We start from the raw sequence: 26,611 nt of genomic DNA, 5'->3' as shown, positions 1-26,611 counted from the left end.
CCTGCTTTTCTGGACGCCTTCGATCATCCCTGGCGGGGCGGGGCCGCGTCCGGGGTGGCGATATCAGGTCTTGGGATCCGGCGGCAGGTTGCCGAAATCGACCTTCTGGCCGAACCATTTTTCGACGAGGGCCGCCAGTGTGCCGTCCTTGCGGTATTTGTCCAGCAGGCCGTCCATCGCCTTGGCCAGTTCCGGTTCCGAGGCCGACACGGCGATGCTCTGCGTCGCCCGCTCGCGGACGTCGGACAGCGTCACGAGGTCATGATCGTGCGAAGCCTCGTAGGAAGGGCCGAGATAATCCATGCCGATCCAGTCGATGCGATGGTTCTTGAGATCGAGCGAAAGCTCGGTCCAGCCCGGATATTCCACCACTTTCGTCACGCAGTCCTTGGGCAGCGTCGCCAGGATCGCCTTGCCTTCGCTGGCCCCGCGGACGGTGCCCATGCGCTTGCCGCAAACGTCGGCCCAGCCCTTGATCGTGTCGTTGCTTGCGAGCCTGGTGATCGCCACGCCGTTCACGATATAGGGCGACAGCATGATGAATTGCTTGGAGGCCAGGCGGGCACCGGTGCGGGTGACGCCCGAAGCGACGACGTCGAAGCGGTGCGCGGCGAGCCCCGGCAGCAGGCCGGCCCAATCGAGCTGCGTGAATTTCGCCTTGACGCCGAGGTCGGCCGCGATCTTGTCCATGACGTCGATGTCGTAGCCGGCCAGGGCCCCGGACTTGTCGATCATCGAGGTCGGCGGGGCCGATCCCGTCGTGCCCACGGCGATCGTGCCCGTCGTGAGCAGTTCCGCCTTGCCGTCGGCCGCATGGGCATTGAGCGTCAGAAGGACGGAGCAGAGAAGTCCGGCCGCAAGGCCCGCTTTGTTCGACATCGAAAACCTCCTGATATTCTTCGTAAGATATCAAGCACGGAAACCCGCACAAGGAGGAGTTTTGCACAGGCGTGCCCAAATCCTGGGCAGGCGACCGGTCCGGGCGATGGCCGGCGCCTGCCCGCTCATCCGGCCGCCGGATCGCGGCTGCCCTCCTTGCCGGCGAGGATGCCGTCGAGCCAGTCGGGGTCCATCTGGGGAACGGAGGAGAGGAGCAGGCCGGTATAGGCATCGTGCGGCGGTGACAGGATGCGGCTCTTCGGCCCCTGCTCGACGACCTTGCCCCGATGCATGACCACGATCTCGTCGGCGATGGCGCGCACGGTCGCGATGTCATGCGTGATGAACAGGTAGGAAATCGCCAGCTCGCGCTGCAGCCGCAGCAGGAGCTTCAGGATCTCCTCCTGCACCACCTGGTCGAGCGCCGAGGTGATTTCGTCGCAGATGATCAGATCGGGGCTCGCCGCCAAGGCCCGGGCGATCGAGATGCGCTGTTTCTGCCCCCCTGAAAGCTCGCTGGGCAGGCGATCGAGATACTCGCTCTTCAGCTCGATCATCTCCAGGAGCTCGACGATGCGGCGATCGCGCGCCGCGCCCTTGAGGCCGCGATAGAACTGGAGGGGCCGGCCGATCAGCTTGCGCACGGTATGCCGGGGATTGAGCGCAGTATCCGCCGACTGATAGATCATCTGGATGCGGCGCAGGTCCTCGGCCGTCCGCTGCGGCAGGCCCGGCGGCAGGCGCTTGCCCTCGAACAGGATATGGCCCGCCTTCGGCAGGAGCAGGCCGGTGATGGTCCGTGCCAGGGTCGACTTGCCCGAGCCGGATTCGCCGACGACCGCCACCGTGGTGCCGCGCGGGATGGTGACGGACACATCGTCCAGCGCGGTCATCGATCCATAGGCGGCCGTGATGCCGGATATCGTCAGGATCGGTTCGCCGCCCGCCGCTTCCGGCTTGGCGAGGTCCCGCACCGCCCAGAGGGTCTTCGTATAGGCCTCCCGCGGGGCCGACAGCATCTGCCGCGTCGGGGCTTCCTCGACCGTGCCGCCATGCCGCAGGACCATGATGCGGTCCGCCATCTGGGCGACGACCGCGAGGTCGTGGGTGATGTAGAGGGCGGCGGTGCCGAATTCCTCGACCACGCGGCGGATGGCGGCGAGCACCTCGACCTGCGTGGTGACGTCGAGGGCCGTCGTCGGCTCGTCGAAGATGATCAGGTCGGGCCGGCAGGACATCGCCATGGCGGTCATGACGCGCTGCAGCTGCCCGCCCGACACCTGGTGGGGGAAGCGCTCCCCCACCCTGTCCGGATCCGGCAGGCGGAGCCGCCGGTAGAGATCCCGGGCGTCGAGGATCGCCTCCCGGCGCCGCGCCGTGCCATGGACGGTCGCGGTTTCGACGGTCTGGTCGATCAGCCTTCGCGCCGGATTGAAGGCCGCGGCGGCGCTCTGCGCGACATAGGCGATGCGCGCGCCGCGAAGCCGGCGCTTGCGGGTTTCGGACAGGGACAGGAGATCGACGCCGTCGAAGACGACCGATCCTCCCGTGAACCGGCATCCCGGGCGCGCGAAGCCGGCCGCCGCCAGGCCGAGCGTCGACTTTCCGGCCCCCGACTCGCCGATCACCCCGAGGACTTCCCCGCGCCTCAGCGTCAGGCTGACATTCCTGACGATCGGATGCCAGGTGCCGTCGCTCTGGCCCTCGACCTCGAGATTGCGGATGTCGAGCAGGACGCCGCCCGGCGGCCTTTTGTGTCTGCCGTCCCTGTCAATGTCCATCACGCAGCCCGCTCGTCTTGTCCAGCAGCCAGTCGACCACGAAATTGACGGCCACCGTCAGCACGGCGATGGCCCCCGCGGGGATCAGCGGGGTGATGTCGCCATAGCTGATGAAGGTGGCCCCTTCCCGCACCATCGTCCCCCAATCCGCCGATGGCGGCTGAATGCCCAAGCCGAGGAAGGAGAGGGCCGAGATCGTCAGGAAGACGAAGCAGAAGCGCAGGCCGAATTCCGCCACCAGCATCGGCAGGATGTTGGGCAGGATTTCCTGCATCACGATCCAGCCCCGCTTCTCGCCCCGCAGCCGGGCGGATTCGACGAAGTCCATCACCGCGACGCCCCTGGCCGTAGCCCGCGCCAGGCGGAAGATCTGGGTTGCCGTCAGCAGCGCGATGATCAGCACGATGTTGGGAATCGAGGAGCCGAAGAGGGCGAGAAGGATCAGTGCGAAGATCAGCTGCGGGATCGACATCAGCGTGTCGACCAGCGCGGAAAGCACCTGATCGGCCCATCCCCCGGTGATCGCCGAGAGGATGCCGAGCCCGCCGCCCGCGCCGAAGGCGAGCGACGTGGTGACGACGGCGATGCCGACCGAATTGCGCGCGCCGTAGATGAGGCGGGTCAGCACGTCCCGGCCGAGCTGGTCGGTCCCGAACGGATAGGCCCAGCTCCAGGGCGCGAAGGGCTGGGACGACACGACCTCGGCTTCGCCATGGGGCGCGATCAGGGGCGCGAACACCGCCAGCAGCGCGTAGACCGCCATCACGACGAGGCCGAACCAGGCGGTCGCCGGCGCGCCCCGCATATGGCGGCCGGCGGTGCGGAACCGGGGCCGCAGTCGATGTGCCGCCAGGGGCGAGGCGTGCTTGTGAATCATCGGGGATGGAGCAGCTTGGGATTGGTCGCGATGGCGACGATATCGGCGACGAGATTGAGCAGGATGAAGGTGACGGCAAAGATCAGCGCGCAGGCCTGCACCACCGGGATGTCGCGGGTGCGCACCGCGTCGACCATGGCCTGGCCGATGCCCGGATAGACGAAAACCACCTCGACCACCACGACCCCGACGATCAGATAAGCGAGGTTGAAGGCGATCACCGACAGGATGGGAGCCCAGGCATTGGGCAAAGCGTGCCACAGGATGACCCGGCCGGGGGCGATCCCCTTCAGCCTCGCCATCTCGATATAGGGACTGGCCAGCAGGCCGACGATCGATGCTCGCGTCATCCGCATCATATGCGCGACGGTGCCCAGCATCAGGGTCAGCACCGGCAGGCCGATCCGCAGCGCGATGTCCCCGGCCGTCATCTCCGGCGAGATGCGCGCCAGGGAATAGAACAGCGGATATTTCACCGCCAGGAACAGCATCAGGGCATAGGCCACGAAGAATTCCGGGAAGGAGATGGCGACGAGGGTGATGGCGTTGACCAGGCGATCGAACCAGCTGTTGCGGTAGATCGCCGCCAGCAGGCCGAGCCCCAGCGCCAGGGGCACCGCGAGGAGCGCCGTCACCCCGGCCAGGAGCAGGGTGTTGCGCAGGCGCGGCCCGACGATGCTCATCACCGTGCGCGGCCTGGCGACGCCGGAGGAAAAGGAATTGCCGAAATCGCCCTGCACGACGCCGCCGATCCAGTCGAGATAGCGCACGGGCACGGGTCGGTCGAGGCCGAGCTGCTTCTGGAAGGCCGCGACCGTGGCCGGTGTCGCCGACCGTCCCAGCGTCGCCCGGGCGAAATCGCCGGGCAGGACCGCGATGGCCGCGAAGATGATCAGCGAGACGACGAACAGCGACAGCACCCCCATGGCCAGGCGGTGGCCGATGGTCCGGACCAGGGGGTGGGCGATCATGGCAGCCAGCAACAGTCGATATCCTTGCCAGGCGGTGCCCGCCGGACGCGGCGGCGGGCCCCTTTGTGGACGGTCGGCGGTGTCGCGGCTCTCAGGCCGTCCACCACCGCTCCGCCATGCGGAAATTGTCGCATTGAAGCATGTTTCCGATCGGCCCATGGCCGATCTTCCGGGACAGGGCATCGATGAAATAGGCATAGACGATGACGATCGCCCCGCCTTCGTCATGGATCATCTGCTGCATCTCGGCATACATCGAGGCACGCTTGGCCTCGTCGGCCTCGCCCCTGGCCGTCTTGAGCAGATCATCGAAATGGGCATTGGCCCAGCCGGTATCGTTCCAGGGGCCGTCGCTGGCATAGACCGTGGTGAACAGGGAATCGATGGTGGGCTTGCCCAGCCAGTCCGTGCCGACGAAGGGCTTGTGCTGCCAGATATTGTCCCAATAGCCGTCGTCCGCTTCGCGGATCACGTTGATGGTGATGCCGGCCTTGGCCGCCTGCTCCTTGAACAGCAGGGCGGCGTCGACGGCGCCGGGAAAGGCGGTGTCGGCGACCGACAGGTCGACCGTCACGTCCTTCAGGCCCGACGCCGCGAGATAGGACTTGGCCTTCTCGACGTCATAGGCATGGGCGGGCTTGGGATCGACGGCGAACTTGATCTGCGCCGCCACCGGATTGTCGTTGGCGACCCTCGCATTGCCGAGGAAGGCCTTGGCGAGGATCTCCTCGCGGTCGATGGCATATTTCATCGCCATGCGGAAATCGGCGTTGTCGAAGGGGGCGACCTTCGTGTTCATGTCGAAGGTGAAGTGCCGGACCCCGGCGACCTTCGAGATCTCCACCGCCGGATTGCGCTCCAGCATGGTCAGCGTCTTGATGTCGGCATCGACCATATAGTCGATCTCGCCGGTGACGAGCGCATTGGTGCGCGCCGCCACGTCGATGATGCTGACGAACTCGACCGCATCGAAATAGGGCAGGCCCGGTTTGTGGTATTTCGGATTGCGCGTCATCTTCAGCGAGATGCCGGGCTGGAAATCGACGATCTTGAACGGGCCGGTCGCGATGCCCTTCTCCCACTCGATGCCGCCGCCGGCCTTTGCCGGCATGATGGCGAGGTGGTTGTCCGAGACGAGGAAGGGGAAGTCCGCATTGCCCCCGCTCAGCGTGAAGACCACCGTCCCGGCGCCGTCCGCCTTGATGTCGGCGATGGCATCGACCAGGGCCTTGGCGGCCGATGTCGATTTCGGCCCCATATGGTGGCGGAAGGACTCGATGACGTCCGTCGCGGTGACGGCGCGGCCGTCGTGAAACGCCAGGCCCGGCCGCAGCTTGAACGTCCAGGTCTTGAGATCGGGGCTGGCCGAATAGCTCTCCGCCAGGTCGGGCTTCACCGAACCGTCGACGGCGATCTCGGTCAATCCGTTGCAAAGGGTTCCGCCGAAGGCGGCCTGCGCGAACGACGTCAGCCAGCTCGCCGGGTTGTAGGAGTCGGTCTGGGTGCCGTCGTTGATGGCGAAGCGGGCCGTGCCGCCCTGCTTGGGCTCGGCACGGGCCGGGCCGGCGCCCAGGAAGCTCGCCGCGAAGGGCGCCGCCAGGCCGAGCGCCGCCGCGCACTCCATGAACCGGCGGCGGGAAAGGCCGGGCTTGCCCCCTTCGGGCATTTGATCGTCGGTCTTCGTCATGTCGTTCCCCTTATGGTTATTGTCGACGCTGATCTCTGGATGCGCGCAGGGCTACCGGTCGGGGCCCGTGCCGGACCGCCCCCCGGGAACGCGGCTTTGCCGCCGTTGCACGCCTGTTCTTCGCCATCAGGACACCCGTCACACATCGGCGACGAACGGCGCCACCGAATGCGAGACTCCGGAAAATCGAGCCCTTATGCGATGAACCTAGGATCACATTGATTACTCAGTCAATGCATTTTGATTGACTAATCAAACATATTTGCGGCAAGGTCGATGGATGGAACCGCCGGCGGGGCGTAGGATCCGAGCGGAACGAAGGGGCTCGAGGACAGCAATGGCTTATGCGAAAGAGAGCGCCGACAAGCTGAACCACGCAGCGGAACGGCGCCAGGAACTGCTGAAGGGGACCTTGTCGGTGATCGCCCGCAAGGGCCTGTCGGGCATCACCATCAACGACATCGCGGTCGAGGTGGGCTGCAGCTACGGCGTGGTGAATTTCTATTTCAAGACGAAGGAGCGCCTGCTGCTCGCCGCGCTCGACATGCTCGAGCAGGAATATGAAGCCTATTGGCAGCGGATGATGGCCGATACGGCGTCCACGCCGGCCGATCGCCTGCGCGCCGTCATCGACATCGATTTCGACCGCCGCGTCGCCACGCCCAAGAACATGGCGGTATGGACGGCGTTCTGGGCCGAGACCTCGCGGGTTCCCGCCTATCGGGCCCGATGCGGCGAGCTCAAGCGCCGCTCGCTGCAACGATTGACGGACCTCGTCACCGAACTGGCCGCCGGCCGCGACATCGGGCTTCCCGCCGAGATGATCGCCCGGGGCTTCTACGCGATCAGCGACGGCTGCTGGATCTACAACCATGTGACGGGCGAGATCAGCCCGGCGGACCGCGAGCGCGACCGCCAATTGTGCAACGCCTATCTCGCCCGGTTCTTCCCCGAGGAATTCCGCACCCTGCCCCCGCCGAAGGGGACCCGGCGCCCACCCGGCGACGAGCGGCCGTCCAAGGCCGGATCGCCGCGCAAGACGGCCGGAGCCCCGAAACCCAAGACCGAACCGACCAGCGCACGTGCCGGAACCTCACAGGAGTAGCTTGGAATGCCCAACGACGTTGGATCGCAGTGGAACGCCGCCGAACTGGTCGAGGCGGCGCGCGAACATCTGATCAGCCCCGCCGAGGAAATGGCCAAGCTCGGCACGGTGACGCGCCCCATGCTGACCACGGGAGACGGCGTCTACGTCACCAATGCGCAGGGCCGCCGGCTGCTCGACGGGCCGGCCGGCATGTGGTGCACCCAGATCGGCTATAATCGGCGCGAGATCGCCGACGCCATTTCGGCGCAGGCGCTGCGCCTGTCCTACAATTCCCCCTGGTATTCGGTGAACGGCCCGTCGGCGGAACTCGCCGCCCGCATCGCCAGCCTCACGCCGGGCGACCTCGACCACGTCTTCTTCACCACCGGCGGCTCGTCGGCGGTCGATTCCGCCCTCCGCTTCGTGCAGTTCTACAACAACGTGCTCGGACGTCCCGACAAGAAGACCATTCTCTGCCGCATCGACGGCTATCACGGCAGCACCCATCTGACGGCCGCCTGCTCGGGACGGGCCGGCAACCGTCCCAATTTCGACCTCGCCCTCGATACGGTCTCCTTCCTGTCGGCGCCCAACGTCTACCGGCGCCCCAAGGGCATGACCGAGGCCGATTTCCTCGAATTCCTCATCGGCGAGTTCGAGGACAGGGTCGCCGCCATCGGCCCCGACCGGATCGGCGCGTTCCTGGCCGAGCCGCTGCTGGCGTCGGGCGGCATCCTCATCCCCCCCGAGGGCTATCATCGGCGCATCCTCGACATCTGCCGCCGCCACGACATCCTCTATATCTCCGACGAGGTCGTGACCGGCTTCGGCCGCTGCGGCCACTGGTTCGCCTCCGAGGCGGTGTTCGGCATCACGCCCGACATCATCACCTTCGCCAAGGGCGTGACGTCGGGCTACGTACCGCTCGGCGGCTTCGCGCTCTCGGATGCCGTGCTGGCGCGGGTGAGCGGGGAGAATGCCAAGGGCAGCTTCTACACCAACGGCTACACCTATAGCGGGCATCCCGTCAGCTGCGCCGCGGCGCTGGCCAATATCGAGGTGATCGAGCGCGACGGCATCCTGGCCCATGTCCGCGACATCGCCCCCTATTTCCAGGAGCAGATCCGGAGCCTGAAGCAGCTGCCGCTCGTCGGCGACACCCGCGGCACCGGGCTGGTCGCCTGCGTCGAATGCGTGACCGACCCCGCCGCGCCGGAGGCGACCGACTTCGACAAGGAGGTCAGCCGAAGGATCGACCATCATTGCTACGAGCTCGGCCTGATCGTCAGGCCGATCGGCAATATGTGCGTTCTCTCGCCGCCGCTGGTGATCACCAAGGCCGAGATCGACAGCCTGATCGCCATCCTGCGCCGCAGCATCGTGCTTACCCAGGACGAGCTGAGGGCCGAAGGCCGCTGGTCCTGACGGCAGGCAGGATCGCGCCGGCCGCCATTCCGAGGGATGTCCCATGCAGATGATCGATGCCGACGCCGTCCACCGCCTCCTCGACTATGAGGGCCTGGTCGAAGCCTTGCGCCGGGCGCACCGGGGCGCCATGCCCGAGACGGGCGAGATCTGCCTGTCCGATCCCGGGCAGCCCGCCGTCGCGCGGCATTTCCTCGCCTTGCCCGCCTGGCAGGCCGGCGACATGCTCGGCATCAAGCTGGCCACGAGCTTTCCGGAAAACGAGCATCTGCCGTCGATCCAAGGCCTCTATGCCGCTTTCGACGGCAGGACCGGCGCACCGATCCTGATTGCCGACGGCACCGCGCTGACGCTGCGCAAGACGGCGGCGGACTCGGCGCTGGGGGCCGACCTCCTGGCCCGCCCGGACGCGGAAACCATGCTGATGATCGGGGCCGGCGCCCTGGCCCCGCACGTCATCGCCGCCTTCCTCGCCGTCCGCCCCGGCCTGCGCCGCATCGCGATCTGGAACCGGACGGCGGCGCGCGCCGAACAGCTGGCGGCGCGCTTGAGCATCGCGGGTGTCGCCGTCGCGGCCGTCGCCGATCTCGATGCGGCCCTCGGCGAAGCGGACATCGTCTCCTGCGCCACGATGACGGCCTCTCCCCTGGTGCGCGGCGGGCTGCTGAAGCCCGGCGCCCATGTCGACCTGATCGGCGGCTGGCATCCCGGCATGCGGGAAGCGGACGACGACGCCATCCGGCGCAGTTCCATCTATGTCGACAGCAAGGCCTTGAGCGGGGATTGCGGCGATATCCGCCAACCGCTGGACCAGGGCCTCCTGCGTATCGAGGACATCCGGGGCGACCTGTTCTCCCTGTGCGCCGGCGATGCCCCCGGCCGGGCGGGGCCCGATGAGATCACGCTGTTCAAGAACGCTGGCGGCGGCCACCTGGATCTCTTCACCGCCCGCCATCTCGCGAGGCGCGCCGGGATCGTCACGGCGCCGTGACGCCGCCCCCGCTCCCCGCCAAGCATGGCCGCCGTTCCCCCGGAGAGCAGAAGATGCCATCCAACGATCCGTTGCTCCAGCCCCTGACGATCAGGCATCTGACCCTGAAGAACCGGGTCATGAGCACCAGCCACGCCATCAGCTACGGCGAGGATGCCAAGCCAAGGGAACGCTACCAGCTCTATCACGAGGAGAAGGCGAAGGGCGGCATCGGCCTCACGATGTTCGGCGGGTCGTCCAACGTCTCCACGGATTCGGGCTCGGTGTTCGGCCAGCTCTATGTCGGCAATGACGACATCGTGCCCCATTTCCGCGAATTCGCCGACAGGATCCACCGCCACGGCACCGCGCTCATGTGCCAGATCACCCATCTCGGCGGCCGCAGCCACTGGCGCGCCGACAATTGGCTGCCGACGGTGGCGCCGTCCCGCTATCGGGAACCCTCGCATCGCGGCTTCACCAAGGAAATCGACCGCCACGACATCCGGCGGATCGTCACCGAATTCGGTGACGCCGCCCGGCGTTGCCGCGAAGGCGGGCTGGACGGCGTCGAGGTCCATGTCCACGGCCACCTGATCGGGCAGTTCTGGTCTCCCCTCGTCAACCGGCGCAGCGACGAGTTCGGCGGCTCGCTCGACAATCGCTGCCGCTTCGGGCTGATGGTGCTGGAGGAAATCCGCCGCAGGGTCGGCGACGATTTCCTCGTCGGCATCCGCATGGCGGTGGGCGAAGGCCGGGAGGACGGCCTAAGGGACGAGGACTATGCCGAGATCGCCAGGCTGCACGACCGCTCGGGCCTGATCGATTTCTTCAACCTCACCTATGGGCGGATCGATACCGAGGTCGGCCTCGCCCATTACATGCCGGGCATGCATGTGGGCTTGTCGCCCCAATTGGCGGCCGTCGCCGCCTTCAACCAGAACCTGACCCGGCCGGTCTTCCATGCCGCCCGCATCAACGACCTTGCCACCGCCCGCTATGCGATCCAGAACGGCATCGTCGACCTCGTCGGCATGACCAGGGCCCACATCGCCGATCCGCATATCGTCGAGAAGATCGAGCGGGGCGAGGAGGAGCGCATCCGACCCTGCGTGGGCGCCACCTATTGCTCCTGGCAGCGGCGCTGCATCCACAACCCTTCGATCGGCAATGAAAGGACCCTGCCCCACCGCATCGTGCCGGCGGCGGCGCGCCGGCGCGTCGTCATCGTCGGCGCCGGCCCCGGCGGCCTGGAGGCGGCCCGCGTCTGTGCGGAACGGGGGCACGAGGTCATCCTGTTCGAGGCCGCCTCGAAGGCGGGCGGCCAGGTGCTGCTGGCCAGCCGCATGCCCCTGCGACGGGATCTCATCGGCATCGTCGACTGGCGTCTCGCCGAGGCCGAGCGGCTGGGCGTGACCTTCCGCTACAACACCTATGCCGACGCGGCGACGGTCGCCGCCCAAGAGCCTGATGTCGTCATCATCGCCACCGGCGGCGTGCCGGACCGGATGGAGGACGAGATTCCCGGAGCGGCGCTCGCCCAGACCGTCTGGGACCTGCTGGAAGCCCCGAAGGCCGCCCAGGGCACCATCCTGTTCTATGACGGCACCGGCAACATCACCGGCGCGGCCGCCGCGGAGATGCTGGCCCGCCAGGGCGCCAGCCTCGTCTATGTCACGCCGGACCATTTCGTCGCGCAGGAGGCGAGCTATCTCGACCGTCCCTTCATCATGCGCGAACTCTACAAGGCGGGCACGCCGATGCATCCGGATCGCCGCCTGCGCCGCATCGCCCGCAGCGGGAACCGGCTCGAGGCGATCTTCGTCAACGAATACAGCGACGCCGAGGAGGCCATCGTCTGCGACACCATCATCGTCGAAGCCGGCACGATCCCGATGGACGAGCTCTATCTCGACATGCGCAGCGCTTCCCGGAACGAGGGCGTCACCGATATCGACGCCTTCATCGCCGGACGAAGGCAGAACCTGCCGCTCAACCCCGAGGGCCGATACGAAGTCCACCGTATCGGCGACGCCGTCTCCTCGCGCGACATCCATGCCGCGATCCTGGACGCCCTGCGACTGTGCCAGAACCTGTAGGCCGGACGCGCCCGGAGGGTTCCTTGCGCAAGAGGCCGCGGCCCCCTATGCGCCAGGACAAGGCTCGGGATTTGTCATTGCCGAGCGCGTCCCGGCAATCCAGCCGGCCCGTTTGCCCTGGTTCCGGACGAAGCCTGGATACCTGGGACAAAGCCGAATGACAAAGTTGCGCCTCTTCCTGTTATTTCGGGGCACAGGGGCCGCGGCCCCGGTCACACCGCCCAGTCGAGCGAGCAGCTGACCGCCTTGTTCCAGGCGGCGAATAGCTGCTCGCGCCGGCTCTCCTCCATCGCCGGCCGCCAGCGCTTGTCGATGCCCCAATTGTCGGAAATGTCCGTGGTCGAGTGCCAATAGCCGGTCGCCAGGCCCGCCGCATAGGCCGCGCCCAGCGCCGTCGTCTCGACCACGCGCGGCCGGACCACGGGAACATCGAGGATATCGGCCTGGAACTGCATCAGGAACTCGTTGACGACCATGCCGCCGTCGACGCGCAATTCCCGGATGGTGACGCCGGAATCCTTCGTCATCGCATCGATGACCTCCCGGGTCTGGTAGGCGGTCGCCTCCAGGGCGGCGCGGGCGATATGCCCCTTGTTGGCGAAACGGGTCAGGCCGGCGATGACGCCGCGCGCGCTCTCCTTCCAATGGGGCGCATAGAGGCCCGAAAAGGCCGGCACGAAATAGACGTCGCCATTGTCCTCGACCGAGGTCGCCAGCGCCTCGATCTCCGCGGCGCTCTTCACCAGGCCGAGATTGTCGCGGAGCCATTGCACCAGGGCGCCGGCGATGGCGATCGAGCCTTCCAGCGCATAGACCGCCCGGTCCTCGCCCAGCTTGTAGGCGAGCGTCGTCAACAGGCCGTGGCTGGAATGGGAAGGCTTGTGGCCGGTGTTCATCAGCATGAAGCAGCCGGTGCCGTAGGTGTTCTTGGCCTCGCCCGGCTGGAGGCAGGCCTGGCCGAACAGGGCGGCCTGCTGGTCGCCGAGGATGCCGGCGACCGGCACGCCGGCGAGCACGCCGGTTCCCTCGCCATAGACCTCGCTGGAGGAGCGGATCTGCGGCAGGCAGGTCCGGGGAATGGCGAACAGATCGAGGATCTCGCCGTCCCAGTCCAGCGTCTCCAGATCCATCATCTGCGTGCGCGAGGCATTGGTGACGTCGGTGAGGTGGCGCCCGCCCTCGGTGCCGCCCGTCAGGTTCCACACCACCCAGCTGTCCGCAGTGCCGAACAGGAGGTCGCCGCTCTCGGCCGCCTTGCGCACGGCGGGGACGTTGTCGAGCAGCCAGCGCAGCTTCAGGCCGGAGAAATAGGTCGCGAGCGGCAGGCCCGTCCTGGCGCGCAGGCGGTCCTGTCCGCCCTCGGCGGCGAAATGCGCCACGAGCTGGTCGGTGCGGGTATCCATCCACACCACCGCATTGTGCAGGGGCAGGCCGGTCCTTCGGTCCCACACGATCGCGGTCTCGCGCTGGTTGGTGATGCCGACGCAGGCGAGGTCGCCCGCCGTCAGCCCCTTTTGCGCCAGGGCTCCGGCGATCACCTCCTGCGTGTTGCGCCAGATTTCCACGGGATCATGCTCGACCCAGCCCGGCCGCGGATAGATCTGCTCATGTTCCTTCTGCGCGATGGAGATGATGTCGCCGCCGCGGTCGAAGATGATGAACCGGGTGCTTGTCGTGCCCTGATCGATCGAGCCCACATAGCGGGTCATGGGTTTCCTCTGCTTTTCTTGTCGTGGGGCGCCGCGGCCCTTCCATCGGGTCGCGCGGACGGCCGGCGCCGTCCGCGGCGGTTCATATCCCGGGACGGGCGCCCCGTCTCGCCGCGAGATAGGCGTCGATCTCCGCGGCGGCGGAGGGCGGCAGATGCAGGCCGAGCTTGGAGCGGCGCCACAGGATGTCGTCGGCGGTGACGGCCCATTCCTGCGCCACCAGATAATCGATCTCCGCTGCGCTGAGGCCGGCGCCGAAATCGCGCCCGAGATCGGCGAGCGCGCGCGCATCGCCGAGAAGGCGATGGACATGCGTGCCGTATGCCCCCGCCAGCCGGCGCGCCAGAGCCGGCGGCAGGAAGGGCCGGCGCGCCCTCAGGTCGCTGATGAAGGCCTCGAGGTCGGCGCCCGGCATGTCGCCGCCCGGCAGGGGCGCATCCGCCGTCCAGGGAGCGCCGCGGGCGCCGAGATGGCGCTCGACATGGCTGAGGACCTCCTCCGACAGGCGGCGATAGGTGGTGATCTTGCCGCCGAAGATATTGACCAGCGGCACGCCGCCGATCGCTTCGTCCTTGATGACGTAGTCGCGGGTGGCGGCCTGGGCCTCCGAGGCGTGGTCGTCATAGAGCGGGCGCACGCCCGAATAGGTCCACACCACGTCGGCCGGCGTGATCGGCTTGAGGAAATATTCGCTCGCCGCCTTGCACAGATACTCCGTCTCCTGCGCCGTGATGGCCACCTTCGCCGGATCGCCCGGATAATCCTGGTCGGTGGTGCCGATCAGGGTGAACGCGCCCTCATAGGGGATGGCGAAGATGATGCGCCCGTCCGGGTTCTGGAAGATGTAGCAGCGGTCGTGCTCATACATGCGCGGCACGACGATATGGCTGCCCTGGACCAGGCGGACCCGATGGGGGTCGTTGTGCGAGAGCACCCCCTCCATCACCGAATCGACCCAGGGCCCCGCCGCGTTGACGATCATGCTGGCGGTGACCTCGTTGTCCTCGCCGCTGAGCCGGTCATGCAGGGTGAGGCGCCAGACGCCGCCGTCGCGCCGGGCGGAAACCACCTTGCAGCGGGTGCGGATGGTGGCGCCGCGATCCGCGGCGTCGCGGGCGTTGAGGGCCACGAAGCGCGCATCGTCGACCCAGCAATCGGAATATTCGAAGGCTTTGCGGAAGACCGGCTTCAGCGGCACGCCCGCCGCGTCGACGCGCAGATCCAGCGTGCGGGTGGGTGGCAGCCTCCGGCGCCCGCCGATGTGATCGTAGAGCAGCAGCCCGAGCCGCAGCATCCAGGCCGGCCGCAGCCCCTTGAAGAAGGGCAGCACGAAGCGCAGGGGATGGATGAGATGCGGGGCGTTGCGCCACAGCACCTCGCGCTCCATCAGCGCCTCGCGCACGAGGCGGAACTCGTAATATTCGAGATAGCGCAGGCCGCCATGTATGAGCTTGGTGGCCTTGGAGGAGGTTCCGCTGGCGAGATCGTCCATCTCGGCCAGATGCACCGAATAACCGCGCCCGACGGCGTCGCGGGCAATGCCGCAGCCATTGACGCCGCCGCCGATGACGAAGACGTCGAAGGGCCCGTCGGCCGGCGGCACTGGCTGGGCGGAGGGGATTCGTGCCATCACTCGGCGCTGCCGTGGGAATCGGCTCCCGGCCTCTCGTCGGCACACACGAAGATGGTCCAAGCCATGGCGTTCGCTCTCCCTTTTCCCGACCCGTTGGTGCGATGGCGCTCTACCGGCGCCCGCGCGTCACCCGGCGCCCCGTCTTCGTATCACGAAATTCCATGTTCGTTATTCGGCACCCCTTCTAGGGAAAACGAAAATCGACGCGCTTCTGTCAAGACGAATTCGATCATGGCGATCAAAAAAGGTATTTTGGCACCAGGAAAGACGAGGTTTCCACCTTTCCCGACGCCGATCGAACGGATTCGGCCCGAGGACGACCGATAAATATCGCAATTTTCGTCGCGGAGAGCGATCATAACGAAAATACGATCGAGCGTAGCGCCGTTGCTTTCGAGCGGGACGCCTTCGATCGAGAATACAGGATGGAAGGGGACAAACCCATGTCGACCCGGCTCAACATCGCCGTCAGAGGCCTGTTCGCCACCCCGGTGGCCGCACTCGAGGTTCCCGACGCGGAGATCCTCAACACGCAATTGGCGGCGGCCATCCTGGCCCGCAGGGAGGAAACCCCCTCGGTGCAGGCCTCCAATGCCGGCGGCTGGCACTCCGACCACAAGATCCTGGAATGGGGCGGGCCGGGGGTCGCCCATATCGTGGAGCTGGCCAAGGGCATGGCCGCGCAGCTGACCGCCGACCGCCAGGGCCAGAGGATCCGTCCGGCCTGGAAGGTGCAGGCCTGGGCAAACGTCAACACCGCCGGCCATGCCAATGTCTGCCACTATCATGCCGGCTCGTTCTGGTCGGGCACCTATTACGTCGCGGATGGCGGCTGCGCGACCGACCACACGCTCGGCGGCGAGTTCGAGATGCTCGATCCGCGGGGGCCGGGCCCGGGCATGTACGCTCCCGCGCTCAAATTTGCGGGCGAGGACGGTGCCTCCGTCGGCGGGGCGGAGATCATCCGCCCGAAACCGGGCCTGCTTTTCCTGTTTCCGTCCTGGCTCATGCACCAGGTTCGGCCCTATTGGGGTGAGGCGACGCGCATTTCGATCGCCTTCAACCTCAGCCTCTGACCGGGATCCCATAGCGTTATGGCCGTATTGACCTCCAAGACCACGTCCCGCCGGCAGATGGAGATCGTCGAATGGCTGCGGATCAGGGGCCGCGCCACCGTCGAGGACCTGGCGATGCATTTCAGCGTAACCCCGCAGACCATCCGCCGCGATCTCACCGACCTCAGCAAGGCGCAGATCATCGTGCGCGTCCATGGCGGCGCGATGGTTTCCTCCGGCGTCGTCAATCTCAGCTACGAAGCGCGCAAGATGATCGCCGGCGAGCACAAGAAGCGCATCGGCGAGGTTACCGCGGCCCTGATCCCCGACCATTCGACGGTGTTCATCAACATCGGCACCACGACGGAAGAGGTTGCGCGCGCGCTGAGCGGGCACCGGGGCCTCCTGGTCATCACCAACAATCTCCATGTCGCCGCGGAGCTGTATCGCAACGACAACATCAACGTCTTCGTGCTCGGCGGCTCGGTGCGCCAGACCGATGGCGGCATCGTCGGTGCGCAGGTCGTCGACATGATCGGCCAGTTCCGGGCCGACCTCGCCATCATCGGGACGTCCGCCATCGACACCGACGGCACGCTGCTCGACTACGACATCTTCGAGGTCCAGGCCTCGCGCGCCATCATCGAGCATGCGCGCAAGGTCATACTGGTCGCCGACAGCAGCAAGTTCGCGCGGTCGGCGCCGGTGCGAGTCGCGCATCTCAGCGAGATCGACCTGTTCGTCACCGACCGCCTGCCCTCGCCCGCCATCGCCGATCTCTGCCGCATCCACAAGGTCGAGACGATCGAGACCGGCGACCCCGCGGCGCCGGAAAGCGACGAGTTGGACTAAATTCGATTTTCGTTCGTATGATCGTTTTATTCGCTTGCAGAGCTTCGCATTTTCAACATAACGTCAGGCAGGCTCCGGCGATACGAAGAGCGAGCCGTGACGGGAGAGCGTTGTGGGCCCATAATCCGTCGTCGCCGAACCGGACATTGTGAGGCCACCGCGAAAGCGTGACGGCCGGATCCCAAGGCAGGGAAAGCGGGTCGCGTGAGCTTCGATCTCGATCAAATCACCTACAAGGTCGGCCAGGAAACGTTCATCCGTGACGTGTCCCTGCGTTTCCAGCCCGGCACGATGAACGTGCTGCTGGGGCCGACGCTCGCCGGCAAGACCACGCTGATGCGGCTGATGGCGGGCCTCGACCGGCCGACATCGGGAAGGATCGTCGACGACGGCGTCGACATCACCGGCGTGGCGGTGCGCAAGCGCTCGGTCGCGATGGTCTACCAGCAATTCGTCAACTACCCGACGCTGTCGGTCTATGAGAACATCGCTTCGCCGCTGCGCGTGCAGGGCCTGCCGAAAGCCGAGATCGACGCCCGTGTCGGCCGCGCCGCGAAGCTGCTGCGGCTCGATGCCATGCTGGGCCGCACCCCCTCCCAATTGTCGGGCGGCCAGCAGCAGCGTACGGCGATCGCCAGGGCACTGGTCAAGCAGGCCAGGCTCGTGCTCCTCGACGAGCCGCTCGCCAATCTCGACTACAAGCTGCGCGAGGAATTGCGCGAGGAATTGCCGCGCATCTTCGCCGAGACCGGTGCGGTCCTCGTCTATGCGACGACGGAACCGACGGAGGCGCTCCTGCTGCGCGGCACCACGGCCACGCTCTGGGAGGGCCGTATGACGCAGGCCGGCCCGACCGCCGAGGTCTATCACCAGCCGGGCAATCTCGATGCGGCCCGCGTCTTTTCGGATCCGCCTCTGAACGAGCTCGCTTTGGTCAAGTCCGGGACCGCCGTCAGGCTGGACAATGGGCGCGTCATTGCGGGCGAGTTCCCTTCCGGCATGCCGGAAGGGCCGTGCCGCCTCGGCTTCCGGGCGGATGCGGTCGCCATCGGTCCGGCCCGGGACGGAAGGCTGGGCTTTCCCGGAACGGTCTCGGTGACCGAGCTCAGCGGCTCGGAAAGCTTCGTCCATGTCGATGTCGGCGTGGGAACCTGGGTCTGCCTGGCGAGCGGCATCCAGGAATGGGAGCCCGGCGACAGCGTCGAAGTCCAGCTCGATCTTGCCGGTGCCTTCCTGTTCGGGCCGGGCGGCGAGCGCCTCAACCATCCTTCAGACCGGGAGCGCTAGCGCATGGCGCAGATCACCCTGGACGGCATCGGCCACACCTATGGCGGGCGCGCGGCGAAGACGGACGCCGACTATGCCTTGAAGCCGCTCCATCACATCTGGGAGGCGGGCAAGGCCTATGCGCTGCTCGGGCCTTCGGGGTGCGGAAAGACCACGCTGCTCAACATCATATCCGGCCTGGTGATCCCCTCGGCGGGTCGGCTGCTGTTCGACGGGCGCGACGTGACGCGCCTGCCGACCGAACAGCGCAACATCGCCCAGGTCTTCCAGTTCCCGGTGATCTACGACACCATGACGGTGGCGGAAAACCTCGCCTTCCCGCTCCGGAACAGGCGCATGCCGCGCCCGCAGATCGAGGCGCGCGTCAGCGAAATCGCCGCGATGCTGGACCTGACCAAGGATCTCGGCCGCCGCGCCCAGGGCCTGACCGCCGACGCCAAGCAGAAGATCTCGCTCGGGCGCGGCCTGGTGCGCTCGGACGTGTCCGCCGTGCTGTTCGACGAGCCGTTGACGGTAATCGATCCCGCCCTGAAATGGGAGCTCCGCTCCAAGCTCAAGGCGGTGCATCGCGCCCTCGATCTGCTGATGATCTACGTCACCCACGACCAGGTCGAGGCCCTGACCTTCGCCGACAGGGTCGTGGTGCTCAATGACGGACGGGCGGTGCAGATCGGCACGCCGGCGGAACTCTTCGAGAAGCCCGAGCACACCTTCGTCGGCTATTTCATCGGCTCGCCCGGCATGAACTTCCTCGAGGGGACGATCGAGGGCGCGGGCATCCTGGTGGAGGGCCATGCGATCACGCTCGGCGCCGCCTATCCGGGCCTTGCCGCCGGCACGCGCGTCAAGCTCGGCATCCGGCCGGATTATGCCACGCTGACCGAGGCGGACGGGCTACCCGTGCGGGTGCGCCGGGTCGACGACCTCGGCCGCAAGCGCCTCGCCCATCTCAGCCTGGGCGGCCAGCCCCTGGTGGCGACCGTTCCGAACGGCATGGCCGTCGGCGACGGCGAGGCCCGGCTGAGGCTCGATCCCGCCCGCATGCATGTCTATTTCGAGGAGCTGAGGGTCGAGGGCAAGCCGCTATGAACGAGCTGAAGATCTCCGACAACCGCGCCTGGTTCTTCGTCGTGCCGGTGCTCTGCTTCGTCCTGTTCTCGTCGCTCCTGCCGATGATGACGGTGGTGAACTATTCGTTCCAGGACACGATGGGGCAGAACAACTTCTTCTGGAACGGCGTCGGCTGGTTCCAGAACCTGCTGGATCCGACCACCGAGGTCGGCCAGCGCTTTCAGGGCGCCCTCGTCCGCAACCTCGCCTTCTCCTTCCTGGTGCTCACCGTCGAGATCCCCCTCGGCATCGCGGTCTCGCTCTGCATCCCGAAGCGGGGCTGGACGGTCGGCGCCACGCTGGTGATCATCGCCCTGCCGCTTCTCATTCCCTACAACGTCGTCGGCGTGATCTGGCAGCTGTTCACCAGAACCGACATCGGCCTGCTCGGCACGGCGCTGCGGGGCCTGAACATTCCCTTCGACACCCGGCAGGACGCGGCCTCGGCCTGGTTCACCATCGTCGTCATGGATGTCTGGCACTGGACGTCGATGGTCGCCCTGCTGTGCTATGCGGGCCTGAAGGCGATCCCGGATGCCTATTACCAGGCGGCCCGCATCGACGGGGCGGGCCGCTGGGCGGTCTTCGCCAATATCGAATTCCCCAAGCTGCGCAAGGTGCTGGTGATCGCCATGCTGCTGCGCTTCATGGGCAGCTTCATGATCTATACCGAGCCCTTCGTGCTCACCGGCGGCGGTCCGGGCGAATCCACCAGCTTCCTGTCGATCGACCTCGTCAAGACCGCGCTGGGACAGGTCGACCTCGGCAACGGCGCGGCGATGTCGCTGGTCTACAACCTGATCACGCTCACCGTCTGCTGGATCTTCTTCACCTACACGACCCATATCGATCAGCGGAAGGGCAGCTGATGCAAAAGTCTCTTTCGCGCTCCATCGGCATGGCCCTCTATATCGTCTTCCTGTTCGTGCCGATCTATTGGCTGCTCAACATGAGCTTCAAGACCAATACGGACATCCTGTCGAGCCTGTCCTTCCTGCCACCCCATCCCACGCTCGACAACTACCGGAAGATCTTCATCGATCCGGACTGGCACGCCAGCTTCGCCAATTCGATTTCCTACGTCCTGATCAACACCGTGCTTTCGGTCGGCGTCGCGCTTCCGGCGGCCTATGCCTTCAGCCGCTACCGCTTCATCGGCGACAAGCATCTGTTCTTCTGGCTGCTGTCGAACCTGATGGCGCCCCCGGCCATCTATGCCATGCCGTTCTTCAATCTCTATTCGGCGGCGGGTCTGTTCGACTCGATCTGGGCCGTGGCGCTCGCCCATTGCCTGTTCAACGTCCCCCTGGCGGTATGGATCCTCGAAGGGTTCATTTCAGGAATCCCGCGGGAGATCGACGAGACCGCGATGATCGACGGCTATTCCTTTCCCCGCTTCTTCGTGCGGATCTTCCTGCCGCTGATCGCCAACGGCATCGGTGTGGCCGCCTTCTTCTGCTTCATGTTCTCCTGGGTCGAGCAGTTGCTGGCGACGACCCTGACGACGGTCGACGCCAAGCCGATCGCCGGCATGATGTCGCGGGCCTATTCCGCCGCAGGCCTCGACTGGGGGCTGCTGTCGGCCGCCGGCGTTCTGACGATGATACCCGGGGCGATCGTCATCTGGTTCGTGCGCAACCACATCGCCAAGGGCTTCGCCCTGGGCCGGGTCTGAGGAGCCTCGCATGGAAACCCTCGCCGATCATTTCGCATGGATGGCCTGGACGTGGCAGACCGTCGCCTTCTTCGCCGCGGTCGCCTGCGTCCTCGTCGTCATGACGCTGCTCGCGATCTACAGGCCCGAGACCCCGCGGGTCGGCATTCTGCGCTTCGCGACCACGCGCGGCGACCGGCTGTTCGTGTCGCTGCTGGCCACTGCCTACATCTTTCTGGGCTTTATCCGTTTTGGGGGCGAAGAGTTTCTTTTCCCCGCGATCGCATCCCTCCTCGTGGCGGCGATCATGTTCCGCTTCGCCTGAAGGCGGGGCCAATACAAACAAGAAACCGGAGCGATCCTGCATCCGGCCTCACCAATCGCGGAGGAAACCATGGTTGATCGTCGCAGCGTGCTCAAGGGCGGCGCCGCCCTGGGCATAGCCGGTGTCACGGGCATCTTGAAGAGCTCGCCGAGCTATGCGCAGAAGATGGACGCGGCCAAGAAATGGGTGGAGAACGAGTTCAATCCGTCGACGCTGTCCAAGGACGAGCAGATGGCGGAGATGGAATGGTTCGTCAACGCCGCCAAGCCCTTTGCCGGCATGAAGCTGAGCGCCGTCTCGGAGTCGCTGAAGGTCCACGACTACGAATCCAAGGTCCTGACCAAGGCCTTCGGTGAGATCACCGGCATCGACGTCAACCACGACATCATGGACGAGGGCACGCTCGTCGACAAGATCGAAGTGGAGATGCAGTCCGGCCGCCCGATCTACGATTTCTGGATGAACGATTCCGACTTCATCGGAACCCATCCCCGCTACAAGGACATCGTCGGCGGCTCGCTGACCGATTTCATGGCCGGCGACGGCAAGGACGTGACCAGCCCGACGCTCGACCTCGAGGACTTCATGGGCCTGAGCTTCGGTACCTTCACCGACGGCAAGCTCTACCAGCTCCCGGACCAGCAATTCGCCAACCTCTACTGGTTCCGGTATGACTGGTTCCAGCGCCCCGACCTGAAGTCGCGCTTCAAGAGCAAATATGGCTACGAGCTCGGCGTTCCCGTCAACTGGTCGGCCTATGAAGACATCGCCGACTTCTTCACCAACGAGGTGAAGGAAATCGACGGCCAGCGCGTCTATGGCCATATGGATTACGGCAAGAAGGACCCGTCCCTCGGCTGGCGCTTCACCGACGCGTGGCTCTCCATGGCCGGTGCGGGCGATCGCGGCCTGCCCAACGGCAAGCCGGTCGACGAATGGGGCATCCGCCTCGAAAACGGCGTTCCCGTCGGCTCGTCGATCACCCGCGGCGGCGACGCCAACGGCCCCGCGGCCGTCTATGCCCTCACCAAATATATCGAGTGGCTGAAGAAATACGCGCCGCCGGAAGCCGCCGGCATGGACTTCCTTGAGTCCGGCCCCGTCGTCGGGCAGGGCCATGTCGCCCAGCAGATCTTCTGGTATTCCGCCTTCACCGACAGCGCCCGGTCCTCGGCCGCCGTCATGAACCCGGACGGGACGCCGAAATGGCGCATGGCGCCTTCCCCCCACGGCGCCTATTGGAAGGAAGGCATGAAGCTCGGCTACCAGGACGTCGGCTGCTGGACGATGCTGAAATATGCACCGCTGCAGAACGTCAAGGCGGGCTGGCTCTATGCGCAGTTCTGCACGTCGAAGACCGTGACCCTCAAGAAGGCGCTCGTCTCCCTGCATCTGATCCGGGAAAGCGACGTCTGGCACCCCGCGCTGACCGAACTCGCCCCCAAGGTCGGCGGCCTCGTCGAGTTCTACCGCAGCCCGGCCCGCAAGCAGTGGACGCCCACCGGCGTCAACGTGCCCGATTACGGCAAGATGGCCCAGGTCTGGTGGCAGAACATCGCCAATGCGATTTCGGGCCAGGTCACCCCGCAGGAAGCCATGGACGGACTTGCCCGCGACCAGGACGCGATCATGGCCCGCATCGAGAAATCGGGCGTGCAGGGGCCGCTCGGACCGAAGCTCAACAAGCCGGAAACCGCCGAATATTGGTTCGCCAAGGCGGAGAAGGACGGCAATCTCGCTCCGCAGCGCAAGCTCGCGAACGAGAAGCCCCAGGGTGAGACGATCGACTACGACACCCTGATCAAGAGCTGGCCCTCGACCCCGCCCAAGAAGAGCTGATCCACCACACCGGTTTCGGGGCCTCCCGGCTCCGGAACCGGCGTGCCGCTCGCCAGGCTCTTCGCTCTCCCACAGGGCGAAGGGCCGTTTCTCGCGGCGGGTCCGGCGCCTTGCCGCGAACCTCTTGCCGTCTGTGCCCATGCCGGGTGGTCCGGAGGTCCGGGCGCCTTTCCCCGGCCGCTCCGAGAGAGTAGCCTGCCGCCATGCGCATCATCTTCCGCTGCGATCCCGCCTTGATCGACCGGCTCGAGCGGCCGGCTCCGGCCCGGATGATGCTGCCCGACTGGCTCCGCTCCATGCCGTCCGACGCGTTTTCGCATGTTCACGACGCCGACGTGCGCACGGTCAAGCAATGCCCTCCCTTCGTCGACGCGATGGCGCATGGCTTCGTCGTCACGCTGCCTTGCGATGTCACGGTCGGCCAGGGCCGGCTCTCCTGGGACTGGGACCTGCCGCCGCTGTCGGTCGATTCGCATCCGCGGTCGCCGATCTCGTTCCACGTTCCCGCCCAGGTTACCGGCACGCCCTTCCATCGCGGCGACCGGGCGATCGTCAAGTTCAACAGCTTCTGGACGATCGAGCTGGAGCCCGGCTATTCGCTGTTCGCAACCCATCCGGTCAATCGCGACGATCTGCCTTTCCGGCTGCTGACCGGCATGGTCGATTCCGACCGGTTCACCGATGTCGGCATCCTGTTCCCGGCCGTGTGGGTGGCGCAGGACTTCGAGGGGGTCCTGCCGAAAGGCACGCCCGTGGCCCAGTGCTTCCCGGTCTCGCGCGCACCGCTCGACCTGGCATTCGAAGCCTTTTCGCCCGACGACAGCCGGCGCTACGACCGCACGGCGCGCATGCTGATGAGCACGAAAGGCCTGTACAGGAAATCGCTGCGGGCAAAAAGGCCGCGCTCATCCGACAAGGGCGTGCCGCAAAGCGGCGAGATCGAGCCATAATTCGCCCTTGGGCGAGGATGTCATCGCCTGGGCGATGCGGCCGAACGCCGGGGCGTGCATCCGCACCGCCTCGCCATAGGCCGCTTTGGCGGCCTCAAGGTCGCCCATCTCCTGCAGGACCGTCCCGAGGTTGACGACGGCTTCGACAAGAGCGGGATCGACGGCCAGCGCCTCGCGATAGGCGGCGGCGGCAGGGCCGAGATTGCGTGCGTCCTGCAGGCTCGCGCCCAGCAGGAACCAGCCGCGGGAGGAGGTCGGGTCCAGGGTCACGGCCTGCTCGAAGGCGATGGCGGCCTCGCCGGCCCGTCCGAGTTCCCTGAGGACCAATCCCCGCCGCATCGCCGATGCGAAGCTCGGCGCCGCCTCTCCTGCGCGCATGAAGCAGACCAGGGCCGCCTCCAGCTTGTCGAGCTTCAAGAGCGCGTCGCCCAGTTCCTCCCACCCGCCGGCTTCCTGCGGGAAGCGCGCGAGGAGCATGCCGAGCATGGCTTGCGCCCTGGGATTGCCCGCTCGCAGCAAGGCGGCGCAGAGCAGGAACGCCGGCTCGGGGGAAGCGGGCGCCAGGTGAAAAGCCCGCTCGAAGGCCGCGAGGGCCTCGGCATCGTTCCCCATCCTGCGAGCGAGCCGGCCGAAGGCGAGCCATGTCGGGACATGGTCGGGCCTGGCCGCGAGAGAGCGTTGCAGAAGCGCCCTCGCTTCGTGAGGGCGGCCCTGCAGCGGGTCGGCCGGCACCGTCATCACAGCCGGATCGCCGTTGCGAGGCTTGTCCATTGGAGAGCGTTCCCGTGCGTGTCGTGCCGGCCCCGCCCCTCGCATCGAAGAGCAGGGATCTGCCGTTGTCGGCTAGGATTATAGAGCATCGCGCCGCAAAACGAGATCCCTGCGCTCGGCGAAAGCGATGCGGCCCGGGCGTGAGGCCTCCGGGTGCGGGCGCATGCGACGGCCGAAGCTTGCCATTGCAATCGCTCCACATGTCGGCTAGTCTCGATATAACGACCTATAGAGGCGCACGACGGGCGCCAGGTCGGGAGGCAACCATGAGCGACCCCCTCTACAACGTCCTGTTCCTCTGCACCGGCAATTCGGCTCGTTCGATCCTGGCGGAAGCCGTCCTGAACCACGAGGGGCGCGGCCGGTTCAGGGCCTTTTCGGCCGGAAGCCACCCGAAAGGCGCTGTCAATCCCTTCGCTCTTCGCGTGCTGGAGCGCGCCGGCTATCCGACGCAGGGCTTACGCTCCAAGAGCTGGGAGACGTTCGCGGCGCCCGGAGCGCCGGTGATGGATTTCGTCTTCACCGTCTGCGACGATGCGGCCGGCGAAACCTGCCCCCTGTGGCCGGGGCAGCCGATGACCGCGCATTGGGGCATCGAAGATCCCGCAGCCGTCGAAGGCACCGATATCGACAAGGAAAGGGCATTCGTGACGGCGCTGCGCTATCTGAAGAACCGCATCGCCATCTTCACCGCCCTCCCCTTGGCGACGCTCGACGCCGTCGCTCTCGGCTCACGCCTTCGCGACATCGGCCGCGGCGATCTGGCCGAAGCCGGATGATGCCTCCCTTGCGCCTGTCCGACGATCCGCCGGGCCATCGTCCTGTGCTTGTGACACGTCCATGCGTCTTCTATTCTGGCATCATGGACACGCAAGAAACCATCTCGGCCCTCGCGGCCCTCGCACAGGGAACCCGTCTCGACGTGTTCCGCCTGCTGGTTCAACACGAGCCCGAAGGGCTGCCTGCCGGCGAGATCGCCCGGCAGACGGCCGTTCCGCACAATACGATGTCGACGCATCTGGGCATTCTCACGCGGGCCGGTCTGATCCGGCCCGAGCGCAGAAGCCGCCTGATCATCTACCGCGCCGACCTCGACAAGCTCAGGAATGTCCTGGCGTTCCTGCTCAAGGATTGCTGCGGCGGGCATGCGGAGATCTGCGCGCCTTTGATCGCGGATATCTCCGCATGCTGCCCGGCCGAAAGCACCGAAAAGGTTCCCGCCTGATGGACGTCATCATCTACCACAACCCCGATTGCGGCACCTCGCGCAACACGCTGGCGCTGATCCGCAATGCCGGCGTCGAGCCGCATGTCATCGAATATCTCAAGACGCCGCCGGCCCGCGCCCTCCTGCGTCAATTGATCGAGCGCATGGGCATTCCCGTGCGCGCCTTGCTGCGCGAAAAGGGAACGCCCTTCGCCGAGCTCGGCCTGTCCGATCCGGCGCTGAGCGACGACGCGCTTCTCGATGCGATGATGGCCCATCCGATCCTGATCAACCGTCCCATCGTGGTCTCGCCGAAGGGCGTGCGGCTGTGCCGGCCTTCCGAACAGGTTCTCGACCTGCTGCCGCCGCAGCGCGGCGCCTTCGTCAAGGAAGACGGCGAGCGCGTCGTCGACGAGCACGGCCGCCGCATCGGCGCGGCATAG

Annotated in this window: 24 protein-coding genes; 16 read left to right on the top strand and 8 right to left on the bottom strand. The window is 66.5% G+C overall.

Translation table 11 applies throughout. The annotated features are described in order from the left end of the window. Window positions 1-63: 63 nt before the first annotated feature. The 5 genes from J3R73_RS01320 to J3R73_RS01300 form a co-directional block, all read right to left on the bottom strand. Window positions 64-879, bottom strand: a complete 816-nt coding sequence (locus J3R73_RS01320) for a substrate-binding periplasmic protein (protein WP_307421648.1) — start codon at window positions 877-879, stop codon at window positions 64-66. Between the two features lie 125 nt (window positions 880-1,004). Then, window positions 1,005-2,660, bottom strand: a complete 1,656-nt coding sequence (locus J3R73_RS01315) for an ABC transporter ATP-binding protein (protein ID WP_307436998.1) — start codon at window positions 2,658-2,660, stop codon at window positions 1,005-1,007. Beyond that, complete coding sequence (locus J3R73_RS01310) at window positions 2,650-3,537, bottom strand: ABC transporter permease (protein ID WP_370879831.1); 888 nt, start codon at window positions 3,535-3,537, stop codon at window positions 2,650-2,652. Before J3R73_RS01310 ends, J3R73_RS01315 begins: the two co-directional genes overlap by 11 nt. Next, window positions 3,534-4,508 (bottom strand): ABC transporter permease, encoded by a 975-nt coding sequence (locus J3R73_RS01305; protein WP_307436992.1) that lies wholly within the window; start codon window positions 4,506-4,508, stop codon window positions 3,534-3,536. The genes J3R73_RS01310 and J3R73_RS01305 overlap by 4 nt, the downstream gene beginning before the upstream one ends. 91 nt (window positions 4,509-4,599) lie before the next feature. Continuing rightward, on the bottom strand, window positions 4,600-6,195 hold the full coding sequence (locus J3R73_RS01300) for an ABC transporter substrate-binding protein (protein ID WP_307421647.1): 1,596 nt from the start codon (window positions 6,193-6,195) through the stop codon (window positions 4,600-4,602). Window positions 6,196-6,532: 337 nt separating this feature from the next. Between J3R73_RS01300 and J3R73_RS01295 the strand changes: the two genes are divergently transcribed. The 4 genes from J3R73_RS01295 to J3R73_RS01280 are packed head-to-tail and all read left to right on the top strand — an operon-like array spanning window position 6,533 to window position 11,776. Next, a complete protein-coding gene (locus tag J3R73_RS01295; protein ID WP_307421646.1) occupies window positions 6,533-7,300 on the top strand; it encodes a TetR family transcriptional regulator C-terminal domain-containing protein in 768 nt (255 codons plus the stop codon). A gap of 6 nt (window positions 7,301-7,306) precedes the next feature. Next, window positions 7,307-8,707 carry an aminotransferase gene (locus J3R73_RS01290; RefSeq protein WP_307421645.1) on the top strand — a complete coding sequence of 467 codons (1,401 nt, stop codon included), beginning with the start codon at window positions 7,307-7,309 and terminating at the stop codon, window positions 8,705-8,707. 43 nt (window positions 8,708-8,750) lie between these two features. Then, entirely contained in the window at window positions 8,751-9,698 is a 948-nt protein-coding gene (locus J3R73_RS01285; protein WP_307421644.1) for a Gfo/Idh/MocA family oxidoreductase, read from the top strand. Between the two features lie 53 nt (window positions 9,699-9,751). Then, window positions 9,752-11,776 (top strand): oxidoreductase, encoded by a 2,025-nt coding sequence (locus J3R73_RS01280; protein WP_307421643.1) that lies wholly within the window; start codon window positions 9,752-9,754, stop codon window positions 11,774-11,776. A 212-nt stretch (window positions 11,777-11,988) separates the two neighbouring features. On the opposite strand, the gene glpK is transcribed toward J3R73_RS01280, so the two are convergent. Both glpK and glpD read right to left on the bottom strand, forming a co-directional pair. Beyond that, the gene (glpK, locus tag J3R73_RS01275) at window positions 11,989-13,485 is read right to left on the bottom strand and encodes a glycerol kinase GlpK (protein WP_307421642.1); all 1,497 of its coding nucleotides are present in this window, start codon (window positions 13,483-13,485) and stop codon (window positions 11,989-11,991) included. Between the two features lie 82 nt (window positions 13,486-13,567). Beyond that, a complete protein-coding gene (gene glpD / locus J3R73_RS01270; RefSeq protein ID WP_307421641.1) occupies window positions 13,568-15,115 on the bottom strand; it encodes a glycerol-3-phosphate dehydrogenase in 1,548 nt (515 codons plus the stop codon). Between the two features lie 446 nt (window positions 15,116-15,561). Here glpD and J3R73_RS01265 point away from each other — a divergent pair, with 446 nt between their 5' ends. From J3R73_RS01265 to J3R73_RS01225, 9 genes are all read left to right on the top strand, one after another. Beyond that, a complete protein-coding gene (locus tag J3R73_RS01265) occupies window positions 15,562-16,194 on the top strand; it encodes a TIGR02466 family protein (RefSeq protein ID WP_307421640.1) in 633 nt (210 codons plus the stop codon). Between the two features lie 18 nt (window positions 16,195-16,212). Then, window positions 16,213-17,025, top strand: coding sequence for a DeoR/GlpR family DNA-binding transcription regulator (locus tag J3R73_RS01260; RefSeq protein WP_307421639.1), 813 nt, complete (start codon window positions 16,213-16,215; stop codon window positions 17,023-17,025). 204 nt (window positions 17,026-17,229) lie between these two features. Beyond that, a complete protein-coding gene (locus J3R73_RS01255; protein WP_307421638.1) occupies window positions 17,230-18,312 on the top strand; it encodes an ABC transporter ATP-binding protein in 1,083 nt (360 codons plus the stop codon). Window positions 18,313-18,315: 3 nt separating this feature from the next. After that, window positions 18,316-19,401: an ABC transporter ATP-binding protein gene (locus J3R73_RS01250; protein ID WP_307421637.1), complete on the top strand. Its 1,086-nt coding sequence runs from the start codon at window positions 18,316-18,318 to the stop codon at window positions 19,399-19,401. Continuing rightward, complete coding sequence (locus J3R73_RS01245; protein WP_307421636.1) at window positions 19,398-20,291, top strand: carbohydrate ABC transporter permease; 894 nt, start codon at window positions 19,398-19,400, stop codon at window positions 20,289-20,291. Before J3R73_RS01250 ends, J3R73_RS01245 begins: the two co-directional genes overlap by 4 nt. Continuing rightward, entirely contained in the window at window positions 20,291-21,097 is an 807-nt protein-coding gene (locus J3R73_RS01240) for a carbohydrate ABC transporter permease (protein WP_307421635.1), read from the top strand. The genes J3R73_RS01245 and J3R73_RS01240 overlap by 1 nt, the downstream gene beginning before the upstream one ends. A gap of 10 nt (window positions 21,098-21,107) precedes the next feature. Next, window positions 21,108-21,401: a DUF2160 domain-containing protein gene (locus J3R73_RS01235; RefSeq protein ID WP_307421634.1), complete on the top strand. Its 294-nt coding sequence runs from the start codon at window positions 21,108-21,110 to the stop codon at window positions 21,399-21,401. Between the two features lie 69 nt (window positions 21,402-21,470). Continuing rightward, entirely contained in the window at window positions 21,471-23,240 is a 1,770-nt protein-coding gene (locus J3R73_RS01230) for a twin-arginine translocation signal domain-containing protein (RefSeq protein ID WP_307421633.1), read from the top strand. 203 nt (window positions 23,241-23,443) lie between these two features. Further along, window positions 23,444-24,190 carry a hypothetical protein gene (locus J3R73_RS01225; RefSeq protein WP_307421632.1) on the top strand — a complete coding sequence of 249 codons (747 nt, stop codon included), beginning with the start codon at window positions 23,444-23,446 and terminating at the stop codon, window positions 24,188-24,190. Here the strand turns inward: J3R73_RS01225 and J3R73_RS01220 are convergent. Beyond that, window positions 24,146-24,961 carry a tetratricopeptide repeat protein gene (locus tag J3R73_RS01220; RefSeq protein ID WP_307421631.1) on the bottom strand — a complete coding sequence of 272 codons (816 nt, stop codon included), beginning with the start codon at window positions 24,959-24,961 and terminating at the stop codon, window positions 24,146-24,148. The two genes, J3R73_RS01225 and J3R73_RS01220, sit on opposite strands and share 45 nt — an antisense overlap. A 266-nt stretch (window positions 24,962-25,227) precedes the next feature. On the opposite strand from J3R73_RS01220, the gene J3R73_RS01215 reads away from it, so the two are divergent. From J3R73_RS01215 to arsC, 3 genes are all read left to right on the top strand, one after another. Next, window positions 25,228-25,740: an arsenate reductase ArsC gene (locus tag J3R73_RS01215; protein WP_307421630.1), complete on the top strand. Its 513-nt coding sequence runs from the start codon at window positions 25,228-25,230 to the stop codon at window positions 25,738-25,740. An 83-nt stretch (window positions 25,741-25,823) separates the two neighbouring features. Further along, entirely contained in the window at window positions 25,824-26,186 is a 363-nt protein-coding gene (locus J3R73_RS01210) for an ArsR/SmtB family transcription factor (protein ID WP_307436989.1), read from the top strand. Beyond that, complete coding sequence (gene arsC, locus J3R73_RS01205) at window positions 26,186-26,611, top strand: arsenate reductase (glutaredoxin) (RefSeq protein WP_307421629.1); 426 nt, start codon at window positions 26,186-26,188, stop codon at window positions 26,609-26,611. The genes J3R73_RS01210 and arsC overlap by 1 nt, the downstream gene beginning before the upstream one ends.

The sequence above is a fragment of the Labrys monachus genome (assembly GCF_030814655.1).
Lineage (GTDB): Bacteria > Pseudomonadota > Alphaproteobacteria > Rhizobiales > Labraceae > Labrys > Labrys monacha.
This window is presented reverse-complemented; position numbering and strand designations above follow the sequence as displayed.

Coding starts and splice junctions, on each gene's coding strand:
- J3R73_RS01320 (WP_307421648.1), bottom strand. CDS start 879: ATGTCGAACAAAGCGGGCCTTGCGGCCGGACTTCTCTGCTCCGTCCTT.
- J3R73_RS01315 (WP_307436998.1), bottom strand. CDS start 2,660: ATGGACATTGACAGGGACGGCAGACACAAAAGGCCGCCGGGCGGCGTC.
- J3R73_RS01310 (WP_370879831.1), bottom strand. CDS start 3,537: ATGATTCACAAGCACGCCTCGCCCCTGGCGGCACATCGACTGCGGCCC.
- J3R73_RS01305 (WP_307436992.1), bottom strand. CDS start 4,508: ATGATCGCCCACCCCCTGGTCCGGACCATCGGCCACCGCCTGGCCATG.
- J3R73_RS01300 (WP_307421647.1), bottom strand. CDS start 6,195: ATGACGAAGACCGACGATCAAATGCCCGAAGGGGGCAAGCCCGGCCTT.
- J3R73_RS01295 (WP_307421646.1), top strand. CDS start 6,533: ATGGCTTATGCGAAAGAGAGCGCCGACAAGCTGAACCACGCAGCGGAA.
- J3R73_RS01290 (WP_307421645.1), top strand. CDS start 7,307: ATGCCCAACGACGTTGGATCGCAGTGGAACGCCGCCGAACTGGTCGAG.
- J3R73_RS01285 (WP_307421644.1), top strand. CDS start 8,751: ATGCAGATGATCGATGCCGACGCCGTCCACCGCCTCCTCGACTATGAG.
- J3R73_RS01280 (WP_307421643.1), top strand. CDS start 9,752: ATGCCATCCAACGATCCGTTGCTCCAGCCCCTGACGATCAGGCATCTG.
- glpK (WP_307421642.1), bottom strand. CDS start 13,485: ATGACCCGCTATGTGGGCTCGATCGATCAGGGCACGACAAGCACCCGG.
- glpD (WP_307421641.1), bottom strand. CDS start 15,115: ATGGCACGAATCCCCTCCGCCCAGCCAGTGCCGCCGGCCGACGGGCCC.
- J3R73_RS01265 (WP_307421640.1), top strand. CDS start 15,562: ATGTCGACCCGGCTCAACATCGCCGTCAGAGGCCTGTTCGCCACCCCG.
- J3R73_RS01260 (WP_307421639.1), top strand. CDS start 16,213: ATGGCCGTATTGACCTCCAAGACCACGTCCCGCCGGCAGATGGAGATC.
- J3R73_RS01250 (WP_307421637.1), top strand. CDS start 18,316: ATGGCGCAGATCACCCTGGACGGCATCGGCCACACCTATGGCGGGCGC.
- J3R73_RS01245 (WP_307421636.1), top strand. CDS start 19,398: ATGAACGAGCTGAAGATCTCCGACAACCGCGCCTGGTTCTTCGTCGTG.
- J3R73_RS01240 (WP_307421635.1), top strand. CDS start 20,291: ATGCAAAAGTCTCTTTCGCGCTCCATCGGCATGGCCCTCTATATCGTC.
- J3R73_RS01235 (WP_307421634.1), top strand. CDS start 21,108: ATGGAAACCCTCGCCGATCATTTCGCATGGATGGCCTGGACGTGGCAG.
- J3R73_RS01230 (WP_307421633.1), top strand. CDS start 21,471: ATGGTTGATCGTCGCAGCGTGCTCAAGGGCGGCGCCGCCCTGGGCATA.
- J3R73_RS01225 (WP_307421632.1), top strand. CDS start 23,444: ATGCGCATCATCTTCCGCTGCGATCCCGCCTTGATCGACCGGCTCGAG.
- J3R73_RS01220 (WP_307421631.1), bottom strand. CDS start 24,961: ATGGACAAGCCTCGCAACGGCGATCCGGCTGTGATGACGGTGCCGGCC.
- J3R73_RS01215 (WP_307421630.1), top strand. CDS start 25,228: ATGAGCGACCCCCTCTACAACGTCCTGTTCCTCTGCACCGGCAATTCG.
- J3R73_RS01210 (WP_307436989.1), top strand. CDS start 25,824: ATGGACACGCAAGAAACCATCTCGGCCCTCGCGGCCCTCGCACAGGGA.
- arsC (WP_307421629.1), top strand. CDS start 26,186: ATGGACGTCATCATCTACCACAACCCCGATTGCGGCACCTCGCGCAAC.